Raw genomic sequence first — 24,876 nt, forward strand, 5'->3', positions numbered from 1 at the left:
ATGTGGCTGCCCACCACCACTCCCCTTCTGCCCCCTTCCCGCGACTGACATATCCAACCATCGGAGGTAAGCTTGCTGAAACGCTTGCGCGATAACATTTACGCCCGGAAATGGCCGGCGTACATCGAAAAACCACTGGTCTCGCTGGTCTATCTTGTCGCCGTGGCGCTGGCCTTGATCCTGCTCGGATTGTGTTGCGCAGTCGTGATGGGCTTGTCGCCCATCGTCCGCTCCTGGTTTCACTAGACCGGAAGCACGTCGTGCAGCGAACAGGCGAGAAAAAAGGAACGTGATTCAATGAAGCTGACCCTGGTTGTCTTTGACGGTGTGCAAGCGCTCGACGCGTTTTGGGACGCAAGCAATCTACGGTTCCGATGTATGCTGTAACAAGCTATCGGGGCATTACGCCGAAACCGGAAATCGGGGGATTCCAATGCAGAAAATACAGCCGCTCGTCACCGCGAAAGCCGTCGCCATTGCGCTGATCCTGTCCATCTGCGCCGTCGCAGGCGATCGCGCCGAGGCTGCCACCGGCTACTACCTCGTGTCGGTCTATAGCGCCGAAGACCAGGTTTCCATCGATTACAAATACTGGAACGCCAAGAGAAACGACAGTGCGCCGGTCGGCGCGCCCGAACTGGGCATCGGCTATGGCGTCAACTCGCGCTGGTACACCGAAGTCTACGGCACGTATTTCCAGACGGCGGCGCAAGGCACGCAGTTCGGCGGCCTCAACTGGCAAAACGACTTCTTGCTCACGCAAGGGCAATACTGGTTCGATCTCGCCATCCATACCAACATCGAGCAATACAAGCAGCGCGGGGGATATGGACTGGAATGGGGGCCGGTGTTCCAGACCGAGATCTGGCGCACGCAGCTCAATGCCAACGTATTCCTGCAACGCGACTATCGCGGCAGCAGCGACGGCAGCACCGGCAACAGCAATGCAACGCAACTGGTCTATCAATGGCAGGTCCGGCAACACTGGAAGCCGCTGTTCAACTTCGGCCTGCAGGGATTCGGCGAACTGGGGCGCTGGGACAACTGGAACAGCACGGCAACGCAATCGCATCGCGCCGGCCCCGCCGTGTTCGGCACCTGGTATCTGCCCGATACGCACAAGCTCCTGTATGAAGCGGCCTATCTCATCGGCAAGAACGCCGGCAACTCCGCAAAGAGCTTCACGATGCGCATACAGTACGCGTTCTGACGGACGACTGGCCGCAGAGCGGTCCTTGTTGCCGTTGCGCATGAAAATTTCAGCGGTCTTTTCACGCTCGATAAAAAGACGGTTGACCGATTGACATCAACGTCGGACGCGGATTACGCTGGACCAAACGCAGCCAACCGGAGATGCTCCCATGACATTGTCCAGCTCGCGACCAGCCTCGCTACAGGAAGTGATGGAACATCACATCCAGTTCACGGAGAACGGCATCGCCATCTTCGATCCGGACGATTTCTTCATCTTCCACAATCGCGCCTTCGTCAATATCTTCGGCCTCGATCCTGCTGCGATGGCGGGTTGGGGACTCGACGACTGGCTGACCTGGATGTATGTGCATCGGGGCGGCGTCAACATCGAATGGGATTCGCTCGAAGCATGGCTCGGCTATGTCCATGGCGTGTCGCGCTCAAAGCCGTTCCGCCGCTTTGAAACCGACCTGATCGACGGCCGCTGGCTGCTGGTGAGCGAGCAAAGCTATCCTTCCGGCCACCTGGTCTTGCACTGCGCCGATATCACGCTGCAGAAGAAAACGGAAAAGGATCTGAAGGAAGCCATCGCCAAGATCGAGCACATCGCCCAGACCGACGAACTCACCAACCTTCCCAACCGGCGCCACATCCTCGGGCGCTTCCATGAAGAGTTGCTGCGGGCGGCACGCTACAAGCATGATTTCTGTTTCGGCATCCTCGACATCGACCATTTCAAACGCGTGAACGACACGTACGGCCACCCGGTCGGCGATCAGGTGCTGCGGCATTTTTCGGCATTCCTGCGCGATCGTCTCCGCTCTCAGGACATCGTCGGGCGACTGGGCGGAGAAGAGTTCGCCGTGCTCTTTCCGGAGACCAAGGTGGATGACGCGATGCTGGTCCTGAGCAGGATCAACGAGGCCTTGCATCAGGAGTGCCTCGCACAGATCGCGCCCGATTTTTCTTACAGCTTCTCTGCCGGCGTGGTGTCGACGCAAGCCGACCTGATGCAGGACTGCACCCTGCTCATGGCCAAAGCCGACAAGGCGCTCTATCAGGCGAAGAACGGCGGGCGCAATCAAGTGCTGCGCTATCGGGATGATGCCTGACAAATGCATCAGAACTCATTTCATCAATAGGCGTGAGATGCGTTCTACTCATGCATCTGCGTCTTCACATGACAAGTTGGCATCACAATCGCCCGTTTTCCCGGTACGTTGCGCTCAAGCAGGGAGATCCGATCAAGGTTTCCTGACATACAAAGCCAAACGGCGTTGTTATCATCCGGCAAGTTATTCAAGAACGCGTTCCACATTTCAGCATGTTTCTCTTCCGGCGATATCTCTGTCGGCGGAGTCGATTGCTTTTGCGACTGATCTTGTCCGCAAAAGCCGATCTGCAGCATTTCACCTGTATTGACGGTTTATTCACATTGCGATTGAGGGATGCACAAAGAGGCGCACCGATCCGTGCAGGAATCGGGATCAACGCCCGGGTGTGTGTACGAACAAGCGCGTGGACAGCGAATAAGGGAGGACAAGGATATGGCGGTAGCTGCGTTGACCATGGATGTTCCGGACTTGGGCGCGAAGGATTTTTTCCTCGCCCGACAGCCGATCCTGAACATCGAGCAAGAACTGATCGGATATGAGTTGCTGTTTCGCAGCACCGCCGTCAACCGCGCCACCGTCACCGACGATGTCGCCGCCACCGCCGCCGTCATCGAGCATGCGGCCGAGCTGGGTCTGCACAACGTGATCGGCTCCCTCACCGCTTTCCTCAACGTCGACGCCTCCATGCTGATGAGCGAGGTGATCTTCGTGCTGCCCAAGGAGCAAGTCATCCTGGAGATTCTCGAGACGGTGGAACTGACGCCGTCGCTGATGCGGCGCATCGAGACGCTGGTCGAGGCGGGCTATGTATTTGCCATCGACGACCTGGTGGAAGAGTCGGCCCGCACCGAACAGCTCATGCCGCTTGCCCGCATCGTCAAGGTCGACGTCCTGGACATGCAGGTCGAAACGCTCGCCGCCCTGAGCGCCAGCCTCAAGCTGAAGGGCAAGAAGCTGCTGGCCGAGAAGGTGGAGACCAGCGAGCAATTCAAGCTGTGCCGCGACTACGGCTTTGATTACTACCAGGGCTACTACTTCGCCAGGCCGGACGTGTTGCAAGGAAAAAAGCTGAGCGCCTCGTGCGTGGTCATCATGCAGATCCTGGCGCTGATCATCAAGGGCGCCAACAATTACGAAATCGTGCGCTTCATCAAGCAGGACGTTGCACTGAGCCTGATGCTGCTGCGCCTGGTGAATACGCCGCTGTGCGGATTCCGCCGGCATATCGCTTCGCTGGGCCAGGCCTTGCTGGTGCTCGGCGATCGCCAGCTGAAACGCTGGCTGCAGATATTGCTGTACGCGAACCCCAACAGCAACCGCAATGCCGCCTCTTCGCCGTTGATGATCCTGGCCGCCACGCGCGGCAAGATGTGCGAACTGCTGTCGCAGAAGATCCAGCCGCGCCGTCCCAACAAATCCGACACCGCCTTCATGGTCGGCGTGCTGTCGCTGACCGATGCACTGTTCAATCTGGAAATCGCCGACGTGATCGGCCCGCTCGGCGTGTCTATCGAAATCAGGGAAGCGCTGCTGTCGCGCGCCGGTTTTTACGGCGGCTTGCTGACGCTGGTGGAGTCTGTTGAAAGACCGGAGCTGCTCAGCTCCGCGCAACTGAACGAAATGTTGAGCAATTTTCAATTATCCGCCGGAGAGTTCTACAACTTGCAGAAAGAGGCTTTTGAATGGGGCGACAGCATTTCGGAGAACATGAGCGCCGATACTCCTTGACCGAATGACAAGATTGAAACGGGAGGAAAGCATGGAGATACTTTCTTCACCGACGCGGCAAACAGACTACACGGCAGACCACACAGATTCTTTTGCACGCAGCAAGCGTAAAGAGCACTCAAAGGCTTTCGTCTGCTGTTATGCTGATGCCGCTCAGCAAGCGTGGACCCGGCTGGCTGAACTCACTGCGAGTTACAAAAAACAGCTTCGGGCCGCCGACAAAAACAGAAAAATAAAAATCCATACGAATGATATGAAGAGTCTGATTTGCACATCGGCAGATGACAATTGCCTCAAGAAGGACGACCTGTACCGCGCGCTGGTGGATGCGTTCACGGACGGCATCGTCATGCAGCACGAAGACGGCGCCGTGTTCGATTGCAACGGCGTCGCGGAGAGCATTCTCGAATGTCCGAAGGAGGCCATGGCCGACATGGTGTCGCTGCTGCGCGACCGCAAGGCCATGAAGAGCGACGGCACCGCCTTCGGCGAGGCGGAATACCCGATGGTCGTTGCCGGCACGTCGCTGCAGCCGGTCAGCAACGTGATGATGGGCATGACGCGGCTGGACGGCCGCTTCTGCTGGCTGGAGGTCAGCGCCAGCCCGATCATGGTCAACCGCGGCAAGGACTTCATCGGCGTGGTGACCTTCCTCAGGGAAATCACCGAACGCAAGGAAGCCGAAGAGGCGCTGGAAAAGCGCCATCACGAACTGGAAAAAGGCATCTTCAAACGCACCGCCCAGCTGGAGTTCACGCTGGGTCAGCTGAAGCTCGCCGTGAGCGCGTCCAACACCGGATTGTGGAACTGGAACCTGCGCACCGACCAGTTCTACTTCTCGCCGGAATGGAAACGCCAGATCGGCTACGCCGACCACGAGATCGGCGACACCATGGACGAACTGGTGGCGCGCATCCATCCCGACGACCGCGAGCGCGCCGTGACGGCGACCGAATCCTATCTCGATGCGCCCAGGGAATCGCTGGAGATCGAGTACCGCATGCGCCATCGCGACGGCAGCTACCGCTGGATCCTGTCGCGTTCGATGGCGATGCTGGATGAAAACGAGAAGGCGATTTTCCTGCAGGGTTCGCACGTCGACATCACCGAAAGAAAACAGTCCGAAGAAAACCTGCTGGCCCTGACCCGCGAACTGCGCGACGTCTCGCGCGAACTGGCCCGCGTGGAGGAAGCCGAACGCCGCCGCTTCGCGCAGGAACTGCACGACACCATCGGTTCGGCGCTGGCCGCGCTGAGCATCAACATGACCATCATGAGCGGCGAGATCGCCGGAGACAATTCCTCCGGCATGGAAGCGCGACTGAAGGATTCCATCGTCCTGCTCGACGACACCACCGACGCCGTGCGGCGCCTGATGGCGGAATTGCGGCCGCCGGTGCTGGACGACTACGGACTGGAAGCGGCCTTGCGCTGGCAGTGCGAGCTGTTCGCCGAACGCTGCGGCTTCCAGTTCACGGTGGATGTCTACGGCATCGCCGACCGGCTGGAGCCGGAACTGGAGATTTCGCTGTTTCGCATCGCCCAGGGCGCCATCACCAACATCGCCAAGCACGCGCGCGCGGCCAATGTCGAGGTGATGCTCAACATCTTGCAAAACGCCGTGACGCTGACCATCATGGATGACGGCGTCGGCTTCGTGCCCAACCCGCATCGCGACCAGAAGCTGAAACCGACCTGGGGCCTGGTGTCCATGCGCGAGCGCGCGCAAGCGCTGGGCGGCAACCTGAAAATCATTTCCGAACCCGGCAAGGGAACCTGCGTCGAAGTGACGGTGGAACTATGACGGCGACCGCGCCCATCCGCATCTACATCGCCGACGACCATACCATCGTCAGGGACGGCCTGGCCGTCATGCTGCAGGTGCATAGCGACATTACCGTGGTCGGCTCCGGCAGCGACGGACGGCAGGCCGTGAAAGAGGTCGTGAGCCTGCGCCCCGACATCGTGATCATGGATATCGCCATGCCCAACCTGAACGGCATCGAAGCAGCCCTGCTGCTCAGGAACGATGCGCCGGGCGTGAAGATCATCATGCTCTCGATGTATGCGACGAAAGAGCATATCTTCCGCGCGCTACAGGCCGGCGCGCGCGGTTACCTGCTGAAGAATTCGGCCGGCTCGGAACTGGTCAACGCCATCCGCATCGTGCAGGCCGGGCAGCGCTACCTGAGCCAGAAAATCTCCGATACGGTGGTGGACGACTACCTGCTGGAAAACCGTGTCTCCGGACCGCTCGACGCCTTGAGCGCGCGCGAACGGGAAGTGTTGCAACTGGTGGCCGAAGGACACTCCAGCGCGCAGGTCGCCGTCATGCTGTCGCTGTCGCCCAAATCCATCGAGACCTACCGCAGCCGGCTGATGCAGAAAATCGGCGTCAGCGACCTGCCCAGCCTGGTGAAATTTTCCATCCATCACGGTTTGATTTCGCTGGAATAATTCCGCCGGATCGCGGGAAACGGCAGGCCGCCGGCATGCCGTCCGACGCGTCGGATGTCGGGATATTTCCCTTCACTTGTCCGGCTTTCCCTACATCAATACCGGCGCGGAACCGCTAGTATCAAGGCTGCCCGCGCTGCGCCCTTCCGATCTTCCCGCGCGGCCCCGGCAGCGGCATGCCAACAAAAAAACATGTGCATTCCCGATGAGCGTATCGCGTGGATGTCTGCATGCATAACCAGAACTCATGCCCTGCATACCTCACCGACGTCCATCACGATGGGTAGAAACATGCGATCGACTTATGTGTTTCCATTGCTGTTTTTTTTGCTGGCGGGATGCGAGAGAAGCCCGCTGGAAAAGCTGGTGTTCGAACATGCCAGGGAACAGGCAAAGATCAACGCCGCCAATTTTGAACGCAACAAAGAGGCGCGCGCGCGACAACAACTGGCGCTGCGCAAGAAGTTCGATCCGGATGAACCAGGTGCGGATTCCGATTCGCCTTGAAGACGCCGCTACCGCAACCGTGCAGCAATCGTCAGCGCAGACCAGAAGCCTGCCCGTATCGGTATGCATCGAGATCGTCCAGCTTCTGCTCCTCGCTGTCGAGGAGCTTCAGATGCTTGTCGACGCCCATGCACGCCCAGACCAGCAAGACGTCGAGAAGAATGATGCCGATGTTCGTGAAACTGATTCCGTAAGTCATAGCAGCCTCCTGGTTCCGATCACACTGAGTAAACTCCCCCTGTTGCTGACTACAGCATACTCAATATGTTGGGATATCCCAATCAGGGAATTCCTGATTTCCGAAGGGTAATTTGCCGCCGGAAAATGTTGCCGTCAGGCCCTAGCCCTCGCCGTCGGCGATATTTTTTTCCAGTTCGCGCAGGCGCACATTGAGTCGCCCCACCAACTGCGCGAGCTGTTTCTTTTCCGCCGGATCCAGGACTTCAAACAACTGATCGCCGAAACGCTTGCGTATCGGTTCCGATAACTGCACCACCTCGACGCCGGCCGCCGTCAGCGAAATGTGCTTGACGCGGCGGTCGCCGGCATCGGCCACGCGTTCGACCAGACCGTCTTTCTCCAGCGCATCGACAGCCTCGGTGATGGTGCGCGGCGCGAAGCCGAAGGCTTCCATCAGATCGGTGGAACGCACCTTTCCCTGACGATGAATAAAAATCATCATTTTGGTCTTTGCGAACGAAGCGCCTTGCGCCGCCATCAAACGGTTCAGCGCACGTTGCGAGGTCTGGTAAAAATCGCGCAGCGCTTCGGCGGCCTCGACGTTTTCGGAGGCGAGTGTAAAGGTGTTGGACATATTTTTCTCTATTAGCATATTATATGGTACCTCCATTAATTTGAGGCGCCAACGATTTCACTCCGGTGCCGATAAGTTTCCTACCGACCAGGACAGAACAAGCATGAGCGCAGCGGACATCTCTACTCCAGCACCGGCCCCGACTCCGGAAAAACCCAAAAAACGCCTGAGCCCCCGCGCCAGATTCATCCTGCGCGCCGCTGCAACCGCCGCCCTGATCGCGCTGGCGGGATGGTTCTTTTACCATGAAACGCGCGGCAAATATATCGAGAGCACCGACGACGCCTACATTCGCGCCGACAACGTCACGGTCTCGCCCAAGGTTTCCGGTTACGTGGAACAAGTCTACGTCGCCGAGAACCAGGACGTGAAAGCCGGCCAGCCGCTGGTGCGCATCGACCCGCGCGACTATGCCGCGCAGACCGCGCAATTCAGGGCGCAGATCGACGCCGCGACGGCCAGCGAAGAATCCGCCAAGGCCTCGCTGCAGGAACAGAAGAGCGCCATCGCCCAGGCGCAGGCGCAACTGGCTTCGGCCGAAGAAGACGCGCGCTTCGCCGCCAGCGAAGTCGAACGCTACACGCCGCTGGCGGCCACCGGCGCAGAAACACGAGAAAAACTGAACTCGCTGCGCAATCAGGCGGCCTTGTCGCGGGCTACCGTGGCGGCCCGCCGCGCTGCGCTGGAAGCGGCGCAACTGCGCGTGAACTCGATGCAGGCGCAAATCCGCCAGGCGCACGCCCAGGGTGAAAACGCCCAGGCGCAGTTCGACGCCGCCAACGTCAACCTGGCGTCGACCGAAATCCAGGCCAGCACCGACGGCCGCATCGGCGACAAGTCGGTGCGCGTCGGCCAGTTCGTCTCGGCCGGCACGCGCATGATGTCGGTGGTGCCGACGGCGTTCTACGTGGTCGCCAATTTCAAGGAAACCCAGATCGGCATGATGCGCGTCGGCCAACCGGCGACGGTGGAAATCGACGCCTTGCCGGGACGGGAATTGCAGGCCCACGTGGAAAGCATTTCGCCCGGCACCGGCGCGCAGTTCTCGCTGCTGCCGCCGCAAAACGCCACCGGCAATTTCACCAAGATCGTCCAGCGCGTACCGGTACGCATCGCCGTCGACGTCGGTCCTGAAACGCGTCGCCTGTTCGTCGCCGGCCTGTCGGTGACCGCCAGGGTCAATACCATCAATGCCAAAGACGCCAAGGACAATGAAGGGAAACACCTGTGAGCACGCCCCAGGCCCCTGCGCGCGCCGATGCCGCAGCGTGGCTGGCGGTCGCCGCCGGCACGCTCGGCGCGCTGATGGCGACGCTCGACATTTCCATCGTCAACTCCTCGCTGCCGACCATCCAGGGTGAAATCGGCGCCAGCGGCACCGAGGGCACGTGGATCGCCACCGCCTATCTGGTCGCCGAAATCATCATCATCCCGTTGTCGAGCTGGCTGGAAAAATTGCTGGGCCTGCGCACGCTGCTGTTGCTGGCGGCAAGTTTGTTTACCGGTTTCTCGATCCTGTGCGGCCTCGCCAACAGTCTGCCGATGATGATCATCGGCCGCGTCGGCCAGGGCTTCACCGGCGGCGCGCTGATTCCGACGGCGATGACCATCATCGCCACGCGCCTGCCGCGCTGGCAGCAGCCGGTCGGCAACGCCATGTTCGGCGCCACCGCGATTCTCGGCCCGGTGCTGGGGCCGGTGCTGGGCGGCTGGCTGACCGAAAACGTCAGCTGGCACTATTCCTTCTTCATCAACGTCCCGGTCGGCGCGGCGCTGATCACGCTGCTGCTGGTGGCGATGCCGTATGAAAAACCCAAGTTCGACCTGCTGCGCGAGGCCGACTGGTTCGGCGTGCTCGGCATGGCGCTCGGACTCGGCGGCCTGACCGTGGTGCTGGAAGAAGGCGAGCGCGAGCAGTGGTTTTCTTCGCCCGACATCCGCTGGCTGGCGACGGTGTCGGTGATCGGTTTCATCCTGATGGCAATCGGCCAGATTCGCGCGCGCCACCCGGTGATCCAGCTGCGGCTGCTGCGGGACCGGCAATTCGGTTCGGTGGTCGCGATGGCGATGGTGGTCGGCGTGGCGCTGTACGGCACCGCGTACGTGATTCCGCAATTCTTGTCCGGCATCGCCGACTACAACTCGTTGCAATCCGGCGAGATCGTGCTGTTGTCCGGCGTCCCGATGATCTTGCTGATGCCTTTCACGCCGATGCTGATGCGGCGCGTGGACATTCGCCTGGCGGTCGGCACCGGCCTGCTGATGCTGGCCGTCAGCGCCTTCATCGAAACCGACCTGAGTCCGTTGTCGAGCGGCGTTTCTTTCGTCGCCTCGCAATTGCTGCGCGGTCTCGGCACCGTGCTGGCGATGATCTTCCTGAACCAGGCGGCGATCCGCTCGGTGCCGGCGTCGCAGGCGGGCGATGCGGCCGGACTGTACAGCGCCGCGCGCAACCTCGGCGGCTCGCTGGCGCTGGCCGGCATCGCGGTGATCCAGGACCAGCGCATCTGGCTGCACAGCCGCCGCCTGGAAGACAGCCTGTCGGCCAACTCCGACCTGGTGCAATCCTTCATGAGCGCGCAAAGCGCTGCGCTGGGCGGACAAGCCAACGCATTCCAGGCGCTGGGCGGCACGATCCAGGTGCAGGCGCTGACGATGACTTACGCCGATCTGTTCTGGCTGCTCGGCGTCGGCATACTCTGCGTGACGCCGCTGGTGTTTTTCCTGCGCCCGCTGCCGATGAACGCGCCTCCGGTTACGACTCACTGATGCTCACCGATGAACTCCATGCCCCCTACTTCTTACCTCATTCCGCTCGCTGTTGCAGCGCTGCTGTCGGCCTGCACGCTCGGTCCCGACTACGCCGGCCCGCCCGACGTCGCGCCGCACGCCACGCAGAACGGCCGCTTCCTGCGCGGCGGCGATGCCGTGCAGACGCAAGCCGCGCAACTCAACAACTGGTGGGAAGGCTTGTCCGACCCGCTGCTCAATGAACTGGTGCAGCGCGCGCTTGCCGCCAACCCCAACCTGAACGTCGCCAGGGCCAGGCTGCAGCAATCGCGCGCGGCGCTGAACCTGGAACAAGCCAACGCCATGCCGAGCGCCAGCGGTTCGGCGCTATATGCCCATGCCAAGCTGCCGCCGCTCTCGGGAAGCGGTTCGTCGACCACCACGAATCTGTACAGCCTCGGTTTTGACGCCTCGTGGGAAGCCGATATCTTCGGCGCCAACAAACGCAGCATCCAGGCTGCACGCGCCACGTCGGAAGCGGCCGAAGCCTCGCTGGCCGACGTCCAGGTCAGCCTCGCCGCCGAAGTCGCCAACGCCTACATCAGCCTGCGCGACCGTCAGCAGCGCATCGCCCTCGGCGACCAGTCGATCGCCACGCAAGAGCAGATGCTCACGCTCGCGCGCCAGCGCCTCGACCGCGGCACGGCATCGAACCTCGATATCCTGCGTCTGCAAAACCAACTGGAAGGCACGCGCGCCGACCTGACGCCTTTGCGCGCAGAAATGGAGTCGTATCTGAATCAACTGGCGACGCTGGTCGGCGAAGAACCCGGCGCGCTCGACGACAAACTGAGCGCCGCGACACCACTGCCGTTGCCGCCGGCTGCCGTCGCTGTCGGCGATCCGACCGAGCTGCTGCGGCATCGTCCCGACATCCGCGCCGCCGAACGCACGCTCGCCGCCGACACCGCCAAAATCGGCCAGGCCGAAGCCGCACGCTATCCCAGCCTGAAACTGTTCGGCGTGATCGGCCTCGGCGGCACGCACGCTTCCGACCTGACCAAGCTCGATGATTTTGCGACCATCCTGGCGCCGATGCTGAGCTGGAACATCCTCGACTTCGGCCGCAATGCCGCGCGCGTGACGCAAGCCGAAGAAGTGCGCAATGAAGCGGAAATGAAATATCGCCAGACCGTGCTGGAAGCCCTGAGGGATGCAGAAGATTCGCTCTCGCGATTCCGCCATGGCCGCATCACCGTGGCGACACTGGCGCGCAGCAAGGTGTCGGCGGACCAGGCGCTGGATCTGGCGCAGCAACGCTATCGCGCCGGCACCACGACGCTGGTCGACGTGCTCGACACCACGCGCCAGCAGCTCAGCGCGCAGCAGAATCTGCTGCAGGCCGAAGCCAATCTGACGCGCAATTTCGTCGCCATCCAGAAGGCGCTGGGACTGGGCTGGAGCAGTTAGACCTGCCGATCAGAACTGCTCCCACGATGCGTCTTCTTGCGCCGCGGCTGCCGGTTTGCCGATCGCAGGCTTGGCGCCGATTTTGGCGAGCGGCTTGCTGACCGTATTGGCAACCAGCTTCGACGCTGAAGGCGTGATGTCTACGGTCCGGCTTTGTTGCACGAACTGAGGCGGTAACTGATGCGCCAGCTGGCGCGCCGATGCAGATTGTTCCGCGCCGAGTTTGAAAATACTTACTACTTCCAGCAAGGTGCCGGCCTGGTGCTGCATCGACTGCGCGGCGGCCGCCGCTTCTTCCACCAGCGCGGCGTTCTTTTGCGTCACTTCATCCATCTGCGTGATGGCGAGGTTGATCTGCTCGATGCCATCGCTTTGTTCTTCGCTGGCCGAGCTGATTTCGCCGACGATGTCGGTCACGCGCCTGACGCTGTTGACGACGTCGGTCATGGTGGTGCCGGCCTGCTCCACCAGCCTGCTGCCGACGTCGACCTGCGCCACCGAGCTGTCGATCAGCGCCTTGATTTCCTTGGCTGCCGCAGCCGAGCGTTGCGCCAGTCCGCGCACTTCGGAGGCGACCACCGCGAAGCCGCGTCCCTGCTCTCCCGCACGCGCCGCTTCCACCGCCGCATTCAGGGCAAGGATATTGGTCTGGAAGGCGATGCCATCGATGACGCTGATGATGTCGACGATTTTCTTGGACGACGCGTGGATCGTGCCCATGGTTTCTACAACTTTGCCCACCACATTGCCGCCGGCGATCGCCACTTCAGATGCGGAGGCCGCCAACTGATTGGCCTGGCGCGCATTGTCGGCGTTCTGCTTCACCGTCGAGGTCAATTGTTCCATCGCCGATGCGGTCTCTTCCAGCGAACTGGCTTGCTGCTCGGTGCGCGTCGACAAATCCAGGTTGCCCATGGCAATCTGGCTGGAAGCGGTGGCGATGGTGTCGGTGCCGGTGCGCACGTGGCCGACGATCTCCGCCAGGCGGTTGCGCATGACTCCGATCGAGGCCATCAGGCTGGTCTGGTCGCCATGACGCAAGATGATCGATGTCGACAAATTGCCGTTGGCGATGTCGCCGGCCACGGCCATGGCATAGTCCGGTTCGCCGCCGAGTTGGCGGATGATGCTGCGCGTGATGAGCACGGCCGCGATCAGGCTCAGGACGAAGGCTACGGCACTGACGGCAAACAGCAAGGCGGTGGTGCGACGATAGGTTTCCTGGCTGTCGGCGACGGTCTTGTTCATCGCGTCGTGCTGATAGTCGGACACCTTCTTGAGCGCGTCGAACATTGCGTTCTGCTTCGCGCGCATGGCGTTGAACAATAGCTGCTTTGCCTCGGCAAGCTTGTTCTGCGCCAGCAGATTCAGCAGATTCTGCTGCTCTGCATAGTAGTCGGCGCCGGTACGCTGGAGCGCCGCCATCAACTCCTTGCCTTGCGGCGTGACGATGGCGTCGCCGAGTTTCTTCAGCGTCGCGTCGTTTTCTTCCCGCGCCTTGACGATGCGCGCCAGTTCCTGTTTCGAGCTCGCTTCGTCGTCGGACAAGGCGATATTGCGCACCACCCGCGCGACCAGATTGACGTTGTTGGAAATCGCATCCGCCAGCGCGATCTTGGCGTAGCGATCGTTCACCAGGAAATTGATGTTGTCGTTGAGCAGCGCCATGCGCGTAAAGCTGAAGAACGCAATGCCCAGCAACAGCGCCAGGACCAGCCCGAATCCAATATACAGACGACTGGCGACTTTTAATTTGGACAGATTCATGACACGGTTCTCCTGAAAGGGCATACAAGGACGTGATGCTTTCGGATCAGCCTGCTGCGGAGAATTCTACTGCCAGAACTGCTTTTTCTGTGACGGCATTTCATCGAGACCGAAAAAGATGCCGGGATGACAAGCTGCGCTAAAATTCCTGCATGACAGAAATCCGACCCGCCCAATTTCCCGCTGACCGCGATGCCGTCATCGACATCTTTCGCGAATACATCGGCAGCGTCAGCGTCGATCTCGGCTTTCAGGATTACGAAACCGAATTTGCTGCGCTACCGGGAAAATACGCCCCACCCGACGGCAGGCTACTGCTCGCGTGGCGCGACGACCGCGCGGTTGCCTGCGTGGCCTTGCGCAAAGTCGATGCGCAGCTCTGCGAGATGAAGCGCGTCTATGTGCGTCCGGAGGCGCGCGGCGAGCGACTCGGCCGGCGTCTGGTCGAGCGCATCCTGCAAGAGGCGCGCGACGCCGGTTATGTACGGATCTGCCTCGACGTGCTGCCGGAGTTTGCTGCTGCGCAGCACATTTATACTTCGTTCGGATTTATCGAAACGACGCCCTTCACGTTCAATCCGGTGCCGGGAACGAAGTTCCTCGGCCGCGACCTCCAGCCGTTTTTGAATCCATCTGCTGCTGCGGCGACACTCCCGCCATCGGCGCCTGGATAATGCCGTGAGTCAAACCCGGAGCTGGGTTGCGATGATGCTGTTCATACCGTCTCCTTTGGTCGACGGGTCTTAGTTTCCCGTGTCCGCCGCCTTGCGGCAAGCCCACAAGTTGGCAACGGCGCCGAACAACAACATGCCGCTCGTCAGAAAAAACACCGAGCGCATGCCGATCATTCCGCCCATCGCACCGCCTGCCAGCGGACCAAGTACTTGTCCTGCATATTGCGAGGACTGTGAATAACCAAGTACTTTACCCAATGCGCTCTCCGGCACGGATTGCCGGATCTGCTTGGCAATCGACGGCAACAGTCCGGCCAGCGCCGCGCCCAGCAAAAATCGCAGGATCGCCAGTTGCCACCACGCCACAACGAAGGCCTGCGGAATCATCAATAACCCGGCAGCGGCCAGACAGTACACGATAACGCGCCAACCGCCGATGCGATCAGCCAACCGGCCCAGCGGCGCGGCCATGATGATGCTGCCGAGCGCCGACGCAGCCATCACGATGCCGGCATCGAGCACGACGTGGCTGCGGTCGGCGTGGATGTCCTGCAGGTAGACGGTGATGATCGGTTCGATCGACATGTTGGCGAACAGCACGAGCATGGCCGTTGCAAACATGGCGCCGACGATCAGGCGCCGATGTTTTGTTGCCGCCGGCGCCGCTGCATTGCTGCTGCGCGGGCGCGGCACGAAATTCTCCTTCACCAGCACGATGGTCAACAGCGCCGCCACCGCGATCATGGCACCGGTCGCGAAGAAGGTATGGCGGATGCCGATCAGGCCGGGCAGCAGACCGCCGATCAAGGGCCCGGTCAGCGTGCCCGCCAGCGCGCCGGTCGACAGGATGCCCAGCGCCCAGCCGGATTTGTCCGCCGGCGTCTGCGTCGCCACCAGCAAGGTCGATGAAGAAGCGTAGCCGCCGATCACGCCGGCCAGCAGACGCAGCAAGGTCAGTTCGTAAACGTTGTGCGCGCAGCCGATCAGGGGCATAACGATCGCCATGCCGATGGCGGCGCGCACCAGCATGGGCTTGCGGCCGTAACGGTCGCTCAGGTAACCCCACAGCGGCGCCGTCAGGCCGGTACCGAGGAAGGTGGCGCCGAAGGCGAGGCCCGACCACCAGACGATGGCGGCATTCTGTCTGACGCCGAGTTCCTCCACGTAGACCGGGAGGAACGGCAGCAGCAGCGTCAGGCTGACCAGCGTCGTGAAGGAGCCGAACACGCAGACGATCAGATTGCGCTTCCAATGCAGGGCGTTGTCGCTGGCGTAGGAATTGCCGGCAACGGCGAGTGCGTCTTTCATGTCCGACTCCTTCACTTTTTGCTATATCGTTTCGAAGATCAGTTCCAGCTCAAGCGGTGCGCCCAGCGGCAGCGAGACCACGCCAATCGCTCTGCGGGTCGACGTCTTGTCCTTGCCGAACACCGCCTCCAGCAATTCCGATGCGCCGTCCGCAACGATCGGATGCGAACGGAAATCGGGATCTGCCACGATGTTGACGCCGAGCCGCACGACGCGACTCACCTTGTCCAGCGACCCCAGTTCGTCACGCACCACGGCCAGCGCATTCAGGAAGGCCGTGTGGGCGGCGGCGCGGCCGGCTTCCAGGTCCAGCTCGACGCCCACCCGGCCGACGTGCTGCGGCTTGCCATCCACGACCGGCAGGATGCCGCTGAGGAACAACAACTTGCCGGCCTGCACCGCCTCGACGTAAGCGCCCAAAGGCAACGGCGCCGGCGGCAGGACGATGCCGAGCTCCTGCAGCCGTTGTTCCGCGCCGCTCGCCGACGCTGCGTGCGCGCTTACCATTTGCCCGAGTGTGCGCCGCCATCGACGTGCAACACTTCTCCGGTAACGGTCTTCGATTCGGTCAGAAAAACCACGGCGTTGGCGATGTCCTGCACGTCGGAGATCACGCCCATCGGCGACAAGGTCTTCAGGAAATCCTTGGGATTTTTCTCATGCAAGGGTGTGTCGACGATGCCGGGGGCGACCACGTTGAAGCGGATGCCGTCCTTGGCGTATTCCAGCGACAGGTTGCGCGACAAGGCGTTGATGCCGCCCTTGGTGATCATCGGCACCGAAGCCGTCACGCCGGCGATCGGATGTTCCAGCAGCGAGGTGGTGATGCCGACCACGCTGCCGCCCGTGCCTTGCCTGAGCATCTGGCGCACCACGTGTTGGGTGATGTAGAGATAACCTTGCAGATTGGTCGACACGAAGGCCCGGAAGTCTTCTTCCGTGTAGTCGACGAAAGGCTTGGTGTAGAAGATGCCGGCGTTGTTCACCAGCGCGTCGATGCGGCCGAATTTTTCCAGTGCGGCGGCGACGACTTGCTCTGCCGTCTTCTGCTCGCCGATATCGCCGTCGACCAGCACCAGATTGGCTGAAGCGGCGAAGGCGCCGCGCCGGGCGATGCTGCGCGAGGTGGCGACGACGTTGTAGCCGCGCCCGAGGAAGTCGCGCACCAGGCCTGCGCCGATGCCTTGCGATGCGCCTGTGATGATGATGGTTTTGCTGTTGCTCATGATGTATTCCTTCAATGAAATGGATGAAACGAAGTGGAATGCGTCAGCGACGCTGAGTACCCACGGCCGCGATGGCACAGGAAGGAGAATGAGGCAAACGGGCTTGCTTGATTAGATGGAAATATGTGGAATTTCTTTTCCATTTATGGAAATATCATGCCATGGCGGATCTCAACGACATTGCGATATTTGTGAAGGTGGCTCAGTTCGAGAGCTTCAGCCGGGCGGCGCATGCGCTGGGCATGCCGGTGTCGACGGTCAGCCGTCGCGTCTCGGAGCTGGAGCAGCAACTGGGCGTCACCCTGCTGCAGCGGACCACGCGCAAGCTGACGCTGACGGTGCAGGGACTGGATTACTTCCATCAATGCCAGGAGCCGCTGAACATCCTCGCCGACGCCGAGCGCGTACTGACGCAGACGCAGAAGAAGCCGGAGGGCATCCTGCGCGTCACCGTTCCCGTGGTGTTGCGGGAACAGGCGTTTCTCAATTTCGTGTCGGACTTCCTGAAGAACTATCCGCGCATCAGGATCGATCTGTTCATCACGAATGAATTCATCAATTTCGTCGAACGGAACGTCGACGTGGGGATACGCTTCGGCGACCTGGAAGATTCAAGCCTGATTGCCAAAAAACTGGGGGCGAACGTGCGCTATCTGGTGGCGACGCCGTCCTATCTGGAGGGACGCCCGCTTCCTGCAAGGCCGGAAGACCTGCGCGCGCATCAGTGCGTGCTGATGAACGGGAAAAATGTGGAAGCCAGGTGGGACCTGGTCAACGGCAAGAAGCAAGTGTCGGTCGAGGTCTCCGGCGCGATCTCCAGCCGCGACTTCAACAGCGTCAGCTATTTCACGCACAACGGCCACGGCATCGGTTTGCTGCCCTTCAATTACTGCAACGACATGCTGGCCGATGGTCGCCTGCAGCGCGTCTTGCCGCAATGGAGTTCGCCGAAGATTCCGGTCCATGCACTGTATCCGACGCGCAAATTCCTGCCGGCCAGGCTGCGCGTGTTTCTCGAGGCGCTGGAGGCGTGGGACAGTCCGTTCTGGAACAAATGAGAGCCCGACGGTGGAGCGAAAGCCTCAGGATTGGCGGGTTTTCCAGTTCAGCCGCGCGAACAGCGACGCGCCGAACAGATTGACGATCAGGCCCACCATCAGCAAGGCTGCGCCGACGAAATGGATCGTCTGCAGCGCTTCGCCAAAGGCCAGCCAGCCGGTCGTCAAACCCACCAGCGGCACCAGCAGCGTAAACGGCGCCACCCGATTGACCGAGTAGCGCGCAATCAGGAAATTCCACACCGCATAGCCGAACAGCGTCGACGCCCACGCTATATACGCCACGGCGGCGATCGACTGCAAGCTCATGTGCTGCAGCGCCGAGCCGATGGCGGCGGGTCCTTCCATCACCCACGACAAGGCGAACATCGGCAGCGGCGGCACCAGGCTGGCCCACACCACGAAGGCCAGCTGATTCATCGGACCGTAACGTCCCACCGCGCGACTGACGATATTGCCGCATGCCCACATGGCGGCCGCGGCAATCGTCAGCAGGAAACCGAGCAAAGGCATGGACGCGCCGTGGGCGCTGCCGATCAGCGTCAGACCACCGGCCGCGAGCAACAGTCCCGCCAACTGATTGGCGCGCCATTTTTCGCGCAGCCACAGCACGGTGAGCAGGAGCGTGAAAAAGGATTGCGACTGCAGCACCAGCGACGCCAGTCCCGACGGCATGCCGACATGAATCGCGCTGAACAGGAAGGCGAATTGTCCGACCGAGATGGTCAATCCGAACGCCAGATAAAGACGCAGCGGCACCTTGGGCGGACGCAGGAACAGCAATGCCGGAAACGCCGCCAGGATGAACCGCAGGCTGCCCAGCAGCATCGGCGGCACACCCGCCAGGCCGACCTTGATGATGGCGAAGTTGACGCCCCAGACCAGGATGACGAGCAGCACGAGCACCAGATGGGTGGAACGCATGGATTGAGCTTGCATGGAGATCCGGAGAAATAGGAAGGACGAAGCGGCATTCTACAAAATACCGGGACATTCTGCCGCACCTGCAATAAGAACAGGCAAAGCGCCGGACGAAATACGCCTTGCCGGCACGCTTGCGGGCAACAACGCATCTTGCAAATTGATTGCTGACAGGCCCTAGTTCCTCAACCGGTCGCAGCGCAGTCGATGCCGCTCGTCGGTCACCGCTTTCGCTGCCAGGTATACGCTCCCGGTGGCGGCCAGTCCGCTGCCGCCGGCGAGGATGAACATCAGCAGGATCTGGTACTTCGCCGCATCGACCGCATCGACGCCGGCCAGGATCTGGCCCGACATGATGCCCGGCAAGGTAATGATGCCGGCCGCCGACATCTGGTTGATCACGGGAATCAGGCCGCTGCGGATGGCGTTGCGCATGTAGGGGGCGAGCGCTTCGTAGCGGGTGGCGCCGAGTGCGAGGCGGCCTTCGACGATGTTGCGCGAAGCGGTGACGCCGCCGAAGAAAATATCCAGCCCCAGGCTCGCCGAATTGAGCACGCTGCCGAGCACGATGCCCATCAGCGGTACGGCGTAATGAGCATCGTACCAGGGCGAGGGACGAATCGCCGTCAGCAGCGCCAGCAGCACCGTGGCGATCGACGTCGCGCTCACCATGGCGGTACTGATGCCGTAGCTCTGCCAACCCTTCAGACGCCATTTCGGCCGCACCGTGACTTCTCTTGCCGCGGCCAGGATCATGGCGACGATCACCAGCGTCGTCAGCAACGGCGACTTCGATTCCAGCACGTAGCGCAGCAACAGGCCGACCAGCAGCAATTGCACCACCATGCGCGCGGCGGCCAGCAGCACGGGCTTGTGCAGGCGCAAGCCGAGCGAGACGGAAATCGCGGCATTGATGATCACCAGCACCGACGCGATGGCGAGGTCGGCTGCGGAAATGGGCTGCAGGGTCATGGCGCCTCCTTGCGGGCGATGTGCAGTCTGTCGTCGGCCAGGCGCCCGGCCTGTTCCGCCGAATGGGTCACCAGAACCAGCGCCAGCCCGGCTTGCAGCCGCGACTTGAGCACGGCTTCCACTGCCGCCGTGTTGCTCTCGTCGAGCGCGCCCGTGGGTTCGTCCAGCAGCAGCACCGCCGGCTTGACGAGCAGCGAACGGATCAACGCCATGCGCTGGCGCTCGCCGGTGGACAGCCGCGACACCTCGGCGTCGAGCATATCCGCCGGCAGATTCAGCTGCGCCAGCAAGGCGCTCGCATCGGTCAGCTGCGCTTGCTGGAAATGGTCTTTGACATGGATCTCCCACCAGGCCGGCTCGGCTGACTGATACACCACCTGGCGACGCCAGTCGGGTGCAAAGATCTGCGAACGCGGCACGCCATGCAAACTGATCTCGCCTGCGTTTTCATCGAGGTCGGCAATCATGCGCAACAACTGGCTTTTGCCGGCGCCCGAAGGACCGCTGACGACCAGGCAGCGGCCGCGCGCGAGCGTGAAGGAATACGGACCGGCGCGCACCGAATGCAGGTCGACCGCTTTGAGCACCTCGGTCTGCGCGGCAGCAGTTTGAATGGATGACGGATTCATGTTCATGGATGAAGAAAAATTCCGGCCTGGCGATAGCTGGGGTGAATCCGTTTCTGCTGCCCGATAAATGCCGGCAGCTTACAACCGGTCCATGGTCGCCGCCACTGCCGTCAGGCAAGCCAGCGCCTGTTCGATCAGCGCGCTCACGCCGGCCTCGCCGCCGCGATAGGCGTTGACGATCAGCGGCGCGCTCAGGCACAGACGCAAGGCCCATGCCGGAGACGATCCGGGGCCGCCGCATTGCACCGGCTGGCCCAGCAGATACCTGCGCCCGTCGGCCTGTACCGTGTTTTGCAAAGTCCGGTACAGGCGCTCCACTTCGCTGCGCTCCAGCATCTTGCGATCCGGAGCCGGTCTACAGGGAATGAAGGCGTGGATGGTGAGCGGTTTCTTCGCTGCCGATGCTGCGGCGCTGTTGTCCAGCGCCTGAAAATGCGGATCCGACGACAGCCTGTTTTGCACGGCCGCCGCACATGCCGATACGATGCGCCGGACATCATTCGCCGGCACTTGCAGGAAGTTCTGCATCTCTTGCAGCGCCGCCTCCCAACGCAGCAGCAAACCCATGTTGGGAACACGCGTGAGTTCGTCCCTGCCCGGCCAATGCGCCGGCCACTCTGCGCTGCGGGAATAGCTGCGCAACAAGGCCGGCATGGTCCGCGCCCGCAGCTCTTGCCCCAGCGTTGACGGAATCAGCAAGGCGCCGCAAAACGAAGGCGCCGCGAAAAACTTGGAGCCGGTGACGGCGACCATGCAGCCGAGTTGCAGATACGCGTGCAACGCCGCGCCGTCGAGGCGGAACTGGCAGGCGTCGACCAGCACCGTCAGTTGCCGGCCCCAGCGATTTTTCAATCGGGCGAGTGCTTCCATGCCCGGTGCCGCGAGACCGGTTTTCGATACGTCCACCGCGACCAGCAGGGCCGGCAAACCCTGTTCCAGCACATGCTCGGCCGCACGCTCGAAATCGGCATCGACTTCCGCACCGGGACGGGCAGTGCCGTCGGCTGCGCGCAGATCGATGTGGATCAAGGACGTGCCGGCGGCGGCCGCGGACTCAGGCGCAGGCGGGACATCGCCGGTGGCGGTGCGGGAAGAAAACGCTTGGCCGCACAATGCCGCGGCAACGCCGCTGCCGCTCTCTTCGCACTGGATCATGATGGCGTGCAGCGGTGCCTCATGCAGCGTTTGCGCGAGACTCGCCGCGATCAGATGCGCGTCCGTGCCGGAGGCGGAGAAGATCATCTCCGTCGTCGCTGTCGATAAATCCCACAGCGAGAGAAAACGCGCGCGCAGTTGCCGCAGCTCCTGCGCGTACACCTGTTCGGACGAAGATGCGGAGACCGCTTCCTCCAGGCGGCGCTGGAGCGACTCCAGCGCGCCGAAGGTGGAGGCGGATACGTGCGATGCCGTCGACGAACTGAAATCGATACAGTCCGCGACCGGATAGGGACGGCATCCGTATTTATTGAAGGCCTCGCCGTCGAGCAGACGGATTCTGTCGTCGCCGCCCTGCAACAGCAGGGCGGAGGCAGGCGACAGCTTACCCGGCTTGGCTGGGAGTGCTGGCATCGGCGTTACCGGATTGTCTGGCTTTGGCTTTGTGCAGCATGCTCTGGAAAGCAGCGAACACATTGCGCATGTTGTCCTGCTTGTAGGGGAACATGTCCACCGGATCCATCGCGTGCACGATCATGCCTGTGTCGACTTCAAAAATCAGCAGGCGGCCGTCCTTGGTTTCGGCGCAGTCGAGGCCGTAATAATCCAGCGGAAAGCTGCGGTTCAGCACGTCGAATGCAGCCTGATGGCGTTCGGCAAAGTCCTGATCAAAGTTGCGCATGACGGCGGCTTCTTCATCGCGCTTGAAGCTGTTCTCGCCGGTCATGTTGGCGTTGAGGTAGTGCACCATCCAGTTTTCCGAGATGGCCATGTGGCACAGGAAAGGACGACCTTCGATCAGCACGATGCGGTATTTGCGGAACAAGCCGTCGGCGCTGCTGTAATCGACGAAGCGCGAAATGAAGAATTCATCGCTGTCGTGCGTTTCCAGATAGGCCGCGATGTCGGCAGGCGCGAGCAGCTTTTCCAGGCCCTTGCCGGCGTGCGAACCGATAGGGCGAATGATCAGCGGGAACTCGCCGTCCGACAGGAAGCTCGTCAATGCGGCGGCGCCGTTCTGCAATTCTTCCAGGTCGTAGCGATCGACGCGCGCGGTCAGCGGTATCGACAGCTCGGGCTTGTCTTGCAGCAGTTCTCCGACGCGATCGCGGGACAGGTCCAGCGAGGGACGCGGATGATTGAGCAGCGGCGTGTTCCAGCCGTCCACGGCTTCGCACAATTCTTCCAGCAGGTCGCGCGTCATGTCGGATTCGCCGACCGCCACGAACAGCACGTCGTGCGGCGGCAATTCGGTCGGCAGGTCGCCGTAGGGCTTGACGTACAAGACGTCGAGCGCCACGTCGGAACCGGTGAGCATGAACTCCAGCGGCGTATTGGCCATGAAGTCCCCGGTCACCATCAGCGCCAGCAGACGCAAACCGGGCTTGCCGCCGGCAGCGGTGGGCAGATGGTAGAGCTGCTGCATCTGGATGGCGTCGAGCTGCGTCGCCGCGGCAACTTCGTCATTGCCGCGGATGTACAGAATCGTCGACAGATCCATCATGGCCTTGTGATCGTCCGGCGCCGATTGCAGGTGCTGGATCAGCGTATTGCCGATCGGTCCCAGATCGACGTCGAAATAGGCGGCGGTCAGCAGCTTCGCCAAGCCGATCAGGTAGGGAGAATCCGGATCGAACCGGGGCGTGAGGTCCTGCAAAGATGGCTGGATGTTCTGGCTCATGGTGTGCGCAGCGAGGAGGTCACGGCTCAGGCGCGCGATGGCGTCGAGCAGTTTATCCATGTCTGCGGTGATGCTCCGGTGGTTGAAGAGGGCGGCGCGGATGACGAGACGGCCGTTGACTTTGGTGGACGACGGCGCGGCGACGCCGGATTCCTGGATGGCGATCAGCAGTTCACGGTTGACCGCGTCAAGCGCCGCATCGGACATCTGCGCGGTGCCGCGCAGGCGGAAGCAGACGATGTTCAGGTTGACCGGCGCCATCATCTCCAGCGTCGGGTCGGCCTTGATGCGTTGTTCCAGATAGCGCGCCAGCCCGCAGCTGTGGTCGATCACCTGCGCCAGTCTGGCGGCGCCGTAGACCTTGAAGGTGAACCAGGTCTTGAGCGCGCGGAAGCTGCGCGACAGATCGGGTCCGAGGTCGCACGGCCAGGGCGAGCCGGCGGCGATGCCGCGCGTGTCGCGTGCCAGATAGGTCTTTTGCTCGTCGTCGAAGGTGCTGAGGTGCAGTTCGCCGTCGCGCGCCAACAGGAAACCGGCGTCGTAAGGCACCTGCAGCCACTTGTGGAAATCCATGGCGATGGTGTCGGCCTGTGCTATGCCTTTTAGCTTCTTGCCGTGCGTGGGCGACAGCATGGCCATCGCACCGAATGCGCCGTCGACGTGGAAATGCAGTTGCTCGCGCCGCGCCAGCGCGGCGATGGCTTCGAGGTCATCGATGGCGCCGATGTCGACCGACCCCGCCGTGCCGACCACCAGGAAAGGCTGCATGCCGGCGGCGCGGTCGGCGGCGATGGCTTGCTCCAGCGCCGCGAGGTCCATGGCGCCGTCGGCCTGGATGGGAATCTTGCGCAGGTGCTTGCGGCCGAGGCCGGCAATGTCCATCGCCTGTTCGATGCACGCGTGGGCGGCGATCGAGGTGTAGGCGACCACGTTGCTGCCGGTCTGCGTGCCGTCGTCGCGGACTTCGACACCGAAGGCGCGGCGCCGCGCGATCAGCACGCCGATCAGGTTGGCGGCCGAGGTGCCGGTGACGAACAAGCCGCTGGCGCCGTCGGGAAAGGAAAACAGCTCGCGCATCCAGCGCACGATCTGGCGTTCGACCTCCACGGGAATCTGATTGCGGCCGCCGAGATTGGCGTTCAGGCCGGCGGCCAGCATCTCGGCCAGCATGCCGACCGGCGTGCCGCCGCCGTGGACCCAGCCCATGAAACCGGGATGGGCGTTGCCGACGGCATAGGGAAGAATGTCTTGCATGAAGACCTGATGAACGCTGTCGAGCGAACTGCCCTGCATGGGCAGGCGTTCGCTGAAACCCTGGCGCACGGCATCCGGAATCGGTTGCCATACCGGGCCCTCGCTGACGTTTTCAAGGTAGTCGAACATGTCGTCCAGCATTTTATGTCCCTGCTGCCGGAGATCGCTCCAGTCCGCTGGGTCCAATGAGGAGATCGACTCCGGTACCGCCATAAG

The 24,876-nt window shown here is 61.9% G+C and carries 24 protein-coding genes; 12 read left to right on the forward strand and 12 right to left on the reverse strand.

What is annotated here, in order from left to right; translation table 11 throughout:
- The first annotated feature begins 72 nt into the window (after window positions 1–72).
- The 3 genes from PMI16_RS26210 to PMI16_RS24185 all read left to right on the forward strand — a co-directional run bounded on the left by PMI16_RS26210 (window position 73) and on the right by PMI16_RS24185 (window position 2,306).
- Window positions 73–246: a hypothetical protein gene (locus tag PMI16_RS26210; protein ID WP_007884504.1), complete on the forward strand. Its 174-nt coding sequence runs from the start codon at window positions 73–75 to the stop codon at window positions 244–246.
- A 187-nt stretch (window positions 247–433) separates the two neighbouring features.
- Entirely contained in the window at window positions 434–1,210 is a 777-nt protein-coding gene (locus PMI16_RS24180) for a hypothetical protein (RefSeq protein ID WP_007884505.1), read from the forward strand.
- Between the two features lie 151 nt (window positions 1,211–1,361).
- Window positions 1,362–2,306: a GGDEF domain-containing protein gene (locus PMI16_RS24185; protein WP_007884506.1), complete on the forward strand. Its 945-nt coding sequence runs from the start codon at window positions 1,362–1,364 to the stop codon at window positions 2,304–2,306.
- A gap of 44 nt (window positions 2,307–2,350) precedes the next feature.
- On the opposite strand, the gene PMI16_RS24190 is transcribed toward PMI16_RS24185, so the two are convergent.
- Complete coding sequence (locus tag PMI16_RS24190; RefSeq protein ID WP_034382163.1) at window positions 2,351–2,602, reverse strand: hypothetical protein; 252 nt, start codon at window positions 2,600–2,602, stop codon at window positions 2,351–2,353.
- Window positions 2,603–2,741: 139 nt separating this feature from the next.
- Between PMI16_RS24190 and PMI16_RS24195 the strand changes: the two genes are divergently transcribed.
- From PMI16_RS24195 to PMI16_RS24210, 4 genes are all read left to right on the forward strand, one after another.
- A complete protein-coding gene (locus PMI16_RS24195; RefSeq protein ID WP_007884507.1) occupies window positions 2,742–4,037 on the forward strand; it encodes an EAL and HDOD domain-containing protein in 1,296 nt (431 codons plus the stop codon).
- Between the two features lie 253 nt (window positions 4,038–4,290).
- On the forward strand, window positions 4,291–5,841 hold the full coding sequence (locus tag PMI16_RS24200) for a PAS domain-containing sensor histidine kinase (protein WP_237719942.1): 1,551 nt from the start codon (window positions 4,291–4,293) through the stop codon (window positions 5,839–5,841).
- On the forward strand, window positions 5,838–6,494 hold the full coding sequence (locus PMI16_RS24205; RefSeq protein WP_007884509.1) for a response regulator: 657 nt from the start codon (window positions 5,838–5,840) through the stop codon (window positions 6,492–6,494). Before PMI16_RS24200 ends, PMI16_RS24205 begins: the two co-directional genes overlap by 4 nt.
- A 291-nt stretch (window positions 6,495–6,785) precedes the next feature.
- Window positions 6,786–7,001 carry a hypothetical protein gene (locus PMI16_RS24210; protein ID WP_034382166.1) on the forward strand — a complete coding sequence of 72 codons (216 nt, stop codon included), beginning with the start codon at window positions 6,786–6,788 and terminating at the stop codon, window positions 6,999–7,001.
- Window positions 7,002–7,032: 31 nt separating this feature from the next.
- Here the strand turns inward: PMI16_RS24210 and PMI16_RS26215 are convergent, their stop codons facing one another.
- Together PMI16_RS26215 and PMI16_RS24215 are read right to left on the reverse strand one after the other, a co-directional pair.
- Window positions 7,033–7,200: a hypothetical protein gene (locus PMI16_RS26215; protein WP_007884511.1), complete on the reverse strand. Its 168-nt coding sequence runs from the start codon at window positions 7,198–7,200 to the stop codon at window positions 7,033–7,035.
- A 141-nt stretch (window positions 7,201–7,341) separates the two neighbouring features.
- Complete coding sequence (locus tag PMI16_RS24215) at window positions 7,342–7,815, reverse strand: MarR family winged helix-turn-helix transcriptional regulator (RefSeq protein ID WP_034382169.1); 474 nt, start codon at window positions 7,813–7,815, stop codon at window positions 7,342–7,344.
- A gap of 103 nt (window positions 7,816–7,918) precedes the next feature.
- Here PMI16_RS24215 and PMI16_RS24220 point away from each other — a divergent pair, with 103 nt between their 5' ends.
- The 3 genes from PMI16_RS24220 to PMI16_RS24230 are packed head-to-tail and all read left to right on the forward strand — an operon-like array spanning window position 7,919 to window position 12,015.
- Window positions 7,919–9,046: an HlyD family secretion protein gene (locus tag PMI16_RS24220; RefSeq protein WP_007884513.1), complete on the forward strand. Its 1,128-nt coding sequence runs from the start codon at window positions 7,919–7,921 to the stop codon at window positions 9,044–9,046.
- Complete coding sequence (locus PMI16_RS24225) at window positions 9,043–10,584, forward strand: MDR family MFS transporter (protein ID WP_007884514.1); 1,542 nt, start codon at window positions 9,043–9,045, stop codon at window positions 10,582–10,584. The genes PMI16_RS24220 and PMI16_RS24225 overlap by 4 nt, the downstream gene beginning before the upstream one ends.
- Window positions 10,585–10,602: 18 nt before the next feature.
- Window positions 10,603–12,015: an efflux transporter outer membrane subunit gene (locus PMI16_RS24230; RefSeq protein ID WP_007884515.1), complete on the forward strand. Its 1,413-nt coding sequence runs from the start codon at window positions 10,603–10,605 to the stop codon at window positions 12,013–12,015.
- A 9-nt stretch (window positions 12,016–12,024) separates the two neighbouring features.
- On the opposite strand, the gene PMI16_RS26735 is transcribed toward PMI16_RS24230, so the two are convergent.
- Window positions 12,025–13,782, reverse strand: coding sequence for a methyl-accepting chemotaxis protein (locus PMI16_RS26735; RefSeq protein ID WP_007884516.1), 1,758 nt, complete (start codon window positions 13,780–13,782; stop codon window positions 12,025–12,027).
- 152 nt (window positions 13,783–13,934) lie between these two features.
- Between PMI16_RS26735 and PMI16_RS24240 the strand changes: the two genes are divergently transcribed.
- A complete protein-coding gene (locus PMI16_RS24240; protein ID WP_007884517.1) occupies window positions 13,935–14,456 on the forward strand; it encodes a GNAT family N-acetyltransferase in 522 nt (173 codons plus the stop codon).
- Window positions 14,457–14,525: 69 nt separating this feature from the next.
- Here PMI16_RS24240 and PMI16_RS24245 read toward each other — a convergent pair whose 3' ends face one another.
- The 3 genes from PMI16_RS24245 to PMI16_RS24255 are packed head-to-tail and all read right to left on the reverse strand — an operon-like array spanning window position 14,526 to window position 16,990.
- Window positions 14,526–15,764, reverse strand: coding sequence for an MFS transporter (locus PMI16_RS24245; protein WP_007884518.1), 1,239 nt, complete (start codon window positions 15,762–15,764; stop codon window positions 14,526–14,528).
- Window positions 15,765–15,785: 21 nt separating this feature from the next.
- Complete coding sequence (locus tag PMI16_RS24250; protein ID WP_007884520.1) at window positions 15,786–16,271, reverse strand: RidA family protein; 486 nt, start codon at window positions 16,269–16,271, stop codon at window positions 15,786–15,788.
- A complete protein-coding gene (locus PMI16_RS24255; protein ID WP_007884521.1) occupies window positions 16,265–16,990 on the reverse strand; it encodes an SDR family NAD(P)-dependent oxidoreductase in 726 nt (241 codons plus the stop codon). The genes PMI16_RS24250 and PMI16_RS24255 overlap by 7 nt, the downstream gene beginning before the upstream one ends.
- Window positions 16,991–17,151: 161 nt before the next feature.
- Here PMI16_RS24255 and PMI16_RS24260 point away from each other — a divergent pair, with 161 nt between their 5' ends.
- A complete protein-coding gene (locus PMI16_RS24260) occupies window positions 17,152–18,048 on the forward strand; it encodes a LysR family transcriptional regulator (RefSeq protein WP_007884523.1) in 897 nt (298 codons plus the stop codon).
- A gap of 24 nt (window positions 18,049–18,072) precedes the next feature.
- Here PMI16_RS24260 and PMI16_RS24265 read toward each other — a convergent pair whose 3' ends face one another.
- The 5 genes from PMI16_RS24265 to PMI16_RS25580 all read right to left on the reverse strand — a co-directional run bounded on the left by PMI16_RS24265 (window position 18,073) and on the right by PMI16_RS25580 (window position 24,801).
- Window positions 18,073–18,972: an EamA family transporter gene (locus tag PMI16_RS24265; protein ID WP_034382175.1), complete on the reverse strand. Its 900-nt coding sequence runs from the start codon at window positions 18,970–18,972 to the stop codon at window positions 18,073–18,075.
- A gap of 174 nt (window positions 18,973–19,146) precedes the next feature.
- The gene (locus tag PMI16_RS24270) at window positions 19,147–19,941 is read right to left on the reverse strand and encodes an ABC transporter permease (RefSeq protein WP_007884526.1); all 795 of its coding nucleotides are present in this window, start codon (window positions 19,939–19,941) and stop codon (window positions 19,147–19,149) included.
- Window positions 19,938–20,570, reverse strand: coding sequence for an ABC transporter ATP-binding protein (locus PMI16_RS24275; protein ID WP_007884527.1), 633 nt, complete (start codon window positions 20,568–20,570; stop codon window positions 19,938–19,940). Before PMI16_RS24275 ends, PMI16_RS24270 begins: the two co-directional genes overlap by 4 nt.
- A gap of 78 nt (window positions 20,571–20,648) precedes the next feature.
- Window positions 20,649–22,139, reverse strand: a complete 1,491-nt coding sequence (locus tag PMI16_RS25105) for a hypothetical protein (RefSeq protein ID WP_007884529.1) — start codon at window positions 22,137–22,139, stop codon at window positions 20,649–20,651.
- Window positions 22,111–24,801 carry an aminotransferase class V-fold PLP-dependent enzyme gene (locus tag PMI16_RS25580; protein ID WP_085942300.1) on the reverse strand — a complete coding sequence of 897 codons (2,691 nt, stop codon included), beginning with the start codon at window positions 24,799–24,801 and terminating at the stop codon, window positions 22,111–22,113. The genes PMI16_RS25105 and PMI16_RS25580 overlap by 29 nt, the downstream gene beginning before the upstream one ends.
- Window positions 24,802–24,876 lie beyond the last annotated feature (75 nt).

The sequence above is a fragment of the Herbaspirillum sp. CF444 genome, assembly GCF_000282135.1.
Lineage (GTDB): Bacteria > Pseudomonadota > Gammaproteobacteria > Burkholderiales > Burkholderiaceae_D > Herbaspirillum.

Bases quoted from the DNA above. Each gene is read 5' to 3' on its own strand.
- PMI16_RS25105 (WP_007884529.1), bottom strand. From the start codon at position 22,139: ATGCCAGCACTCCCAGCCAAGCCGGGTAAGCTGTCGCCTGCCTCCGCC.
- PMI16_RS24185 (WP_007884506.1), top strand. From the start codon at position 1,362: ATGACATTGTCCAGCTCGCGACCAGCCTCGCTACAGGAAGTGATGGAA.
- PMI16_RS24270 (WP_007884526.1), bottom strand. From the start codon at position 19,941: ATGACCCTGCAGCCCATTTCCGCAGCCGACCTCGCCATCGCGTCGGTG.
- PMI16_RS24210 (WP_034382166.1), top strand. From the start codon at position 6,786: ATGCGATCGACTTATGTGTTTCCATTGCTGTTTTTTTTGCTGGCGGGA.
- PMI16_RS24275 (WP_007884527.1), bottom strand. From the start codon at position 20,570: ATGAATCCGTCATCCATTCAAACTGCTGCCGCGCAGACCGAGGTGCTC.
- PMI16_RS24260 (WP_007884523.1), top strand. From the start codon at position 17,152: ATGGCGGATCTCAACGACATTGCGATATTTGTGAAGGTGGCTCAGTTC.
- PMI16_RS26215 (WP_007884511.1), bottom strand. From the start codon at position 7,200: ATGACTTACGGAATCAGTTTCACGAACATCGGCATCATTCTTCTCGAC.
- PMI16_RS24205 (WP_007884509.1), top strand. From the start codon at position 5,838: ATGACGGCGACCGCGCCCATCCGCATCTACATCGCCGACGACCATACC.
- PMI16_RS24215 (WP_034382169.1), bottom strand. From the start codon at position 7,815: ATGTCCAACACCTTTACACTCGCCTCCGAAAACGTCGAGGCCGCCGAA.
- PMI16_RS24195 (WP_007884507.1), top strand. From the start codon at position 2,742: ATGGCGGTAGCTGCGTTGACCATGGATGTTCCGGACTTGGGCGCGAAG.
- PMI16_RS24230 (WP_007884515.1), top strand. From the start codon at position 10,603: ATGCCCCCTACTTCTTACCTCATTCCGCTCGCTGTTGCAGCGCTGCTG.
- PMI16_RS24190 (WP_034382163.1), bottom strand. From the start codon at position 2,602: ATGCTGCAGATCGGCTTTTGCGGACAAGATCAGTCGCAAAAGCAATCG.
- PMI16_RS24255 (WP_007884521.1), bottom strand. From the start codon at position 16,990: ATGAGCAACAGCAAAACCATCATCATCACAGGCGCATCGCAAGGCATC.
- PMI16_RS24240 (WP_007884517.1), top strand. From the start codon at position 13,935: ATGACAGAAATCCGACCCGCCCAATTTCCCGCTGACCGCGATGCCGTC.
- PMI16_RS25580 (WP_085942300.1), bottom strand. From the start codon at position 24,801: ATGCTGGACGACATGTTCGACTACCTTGAAAACGTCAGCGAGGGCCCG.
- PMI16_RS24180 (WP_007884505.1), top strand. From the start codon at position 434: ATGCAGAAAATACAGCCGCTCGTCACCGCGAAAGCCGTCGCCATTGCG.
- PMI16_RS24245 (WP_007884518.1), bottom strand. From the start codon at position 15,764: ATGAAAGACGCACTCGCCGTTGCCGGCAATTCCTACGCCAGCGACAAC.
- PMI16_RS26735 (WP_007884516.1), bottom strand. From the start codon at position 13,782: ATGAATCTGTCCAAATTAAAAGTCGCCAGTCGTCTGTATATTGGATTC.
- PMI16_RS24265 (WP_034382175.1), bottom strand. From the start codon at position 18,972: ATGCGTTCCACCCATCTGGTGCTCGTGCTGCTCGTCATCCTGGTCTGG.
- PMI16_RS24220 (WP_007884513.1), top strand. From the start codon at position 7,919: ATGAGCGCAGCGGACATCTCTACTCCAGCACCGGCCCCGACTCCGGAA.
- PMI16_RS24200 (WP_237719942.1), top strand. From the start codon at position 4,291: ATGAAGAGTCTGATTTGCACATCGGCAGATGACAATTGCCTCAAGAAG.
- PMI16_RS24250 (WP_007884520.1), bottom strand. From the start codon at position 16,271: ATGGTAAGCGCGCACGCAGCGTCGGCGAGCGGCGCGGAACAACGGCTG.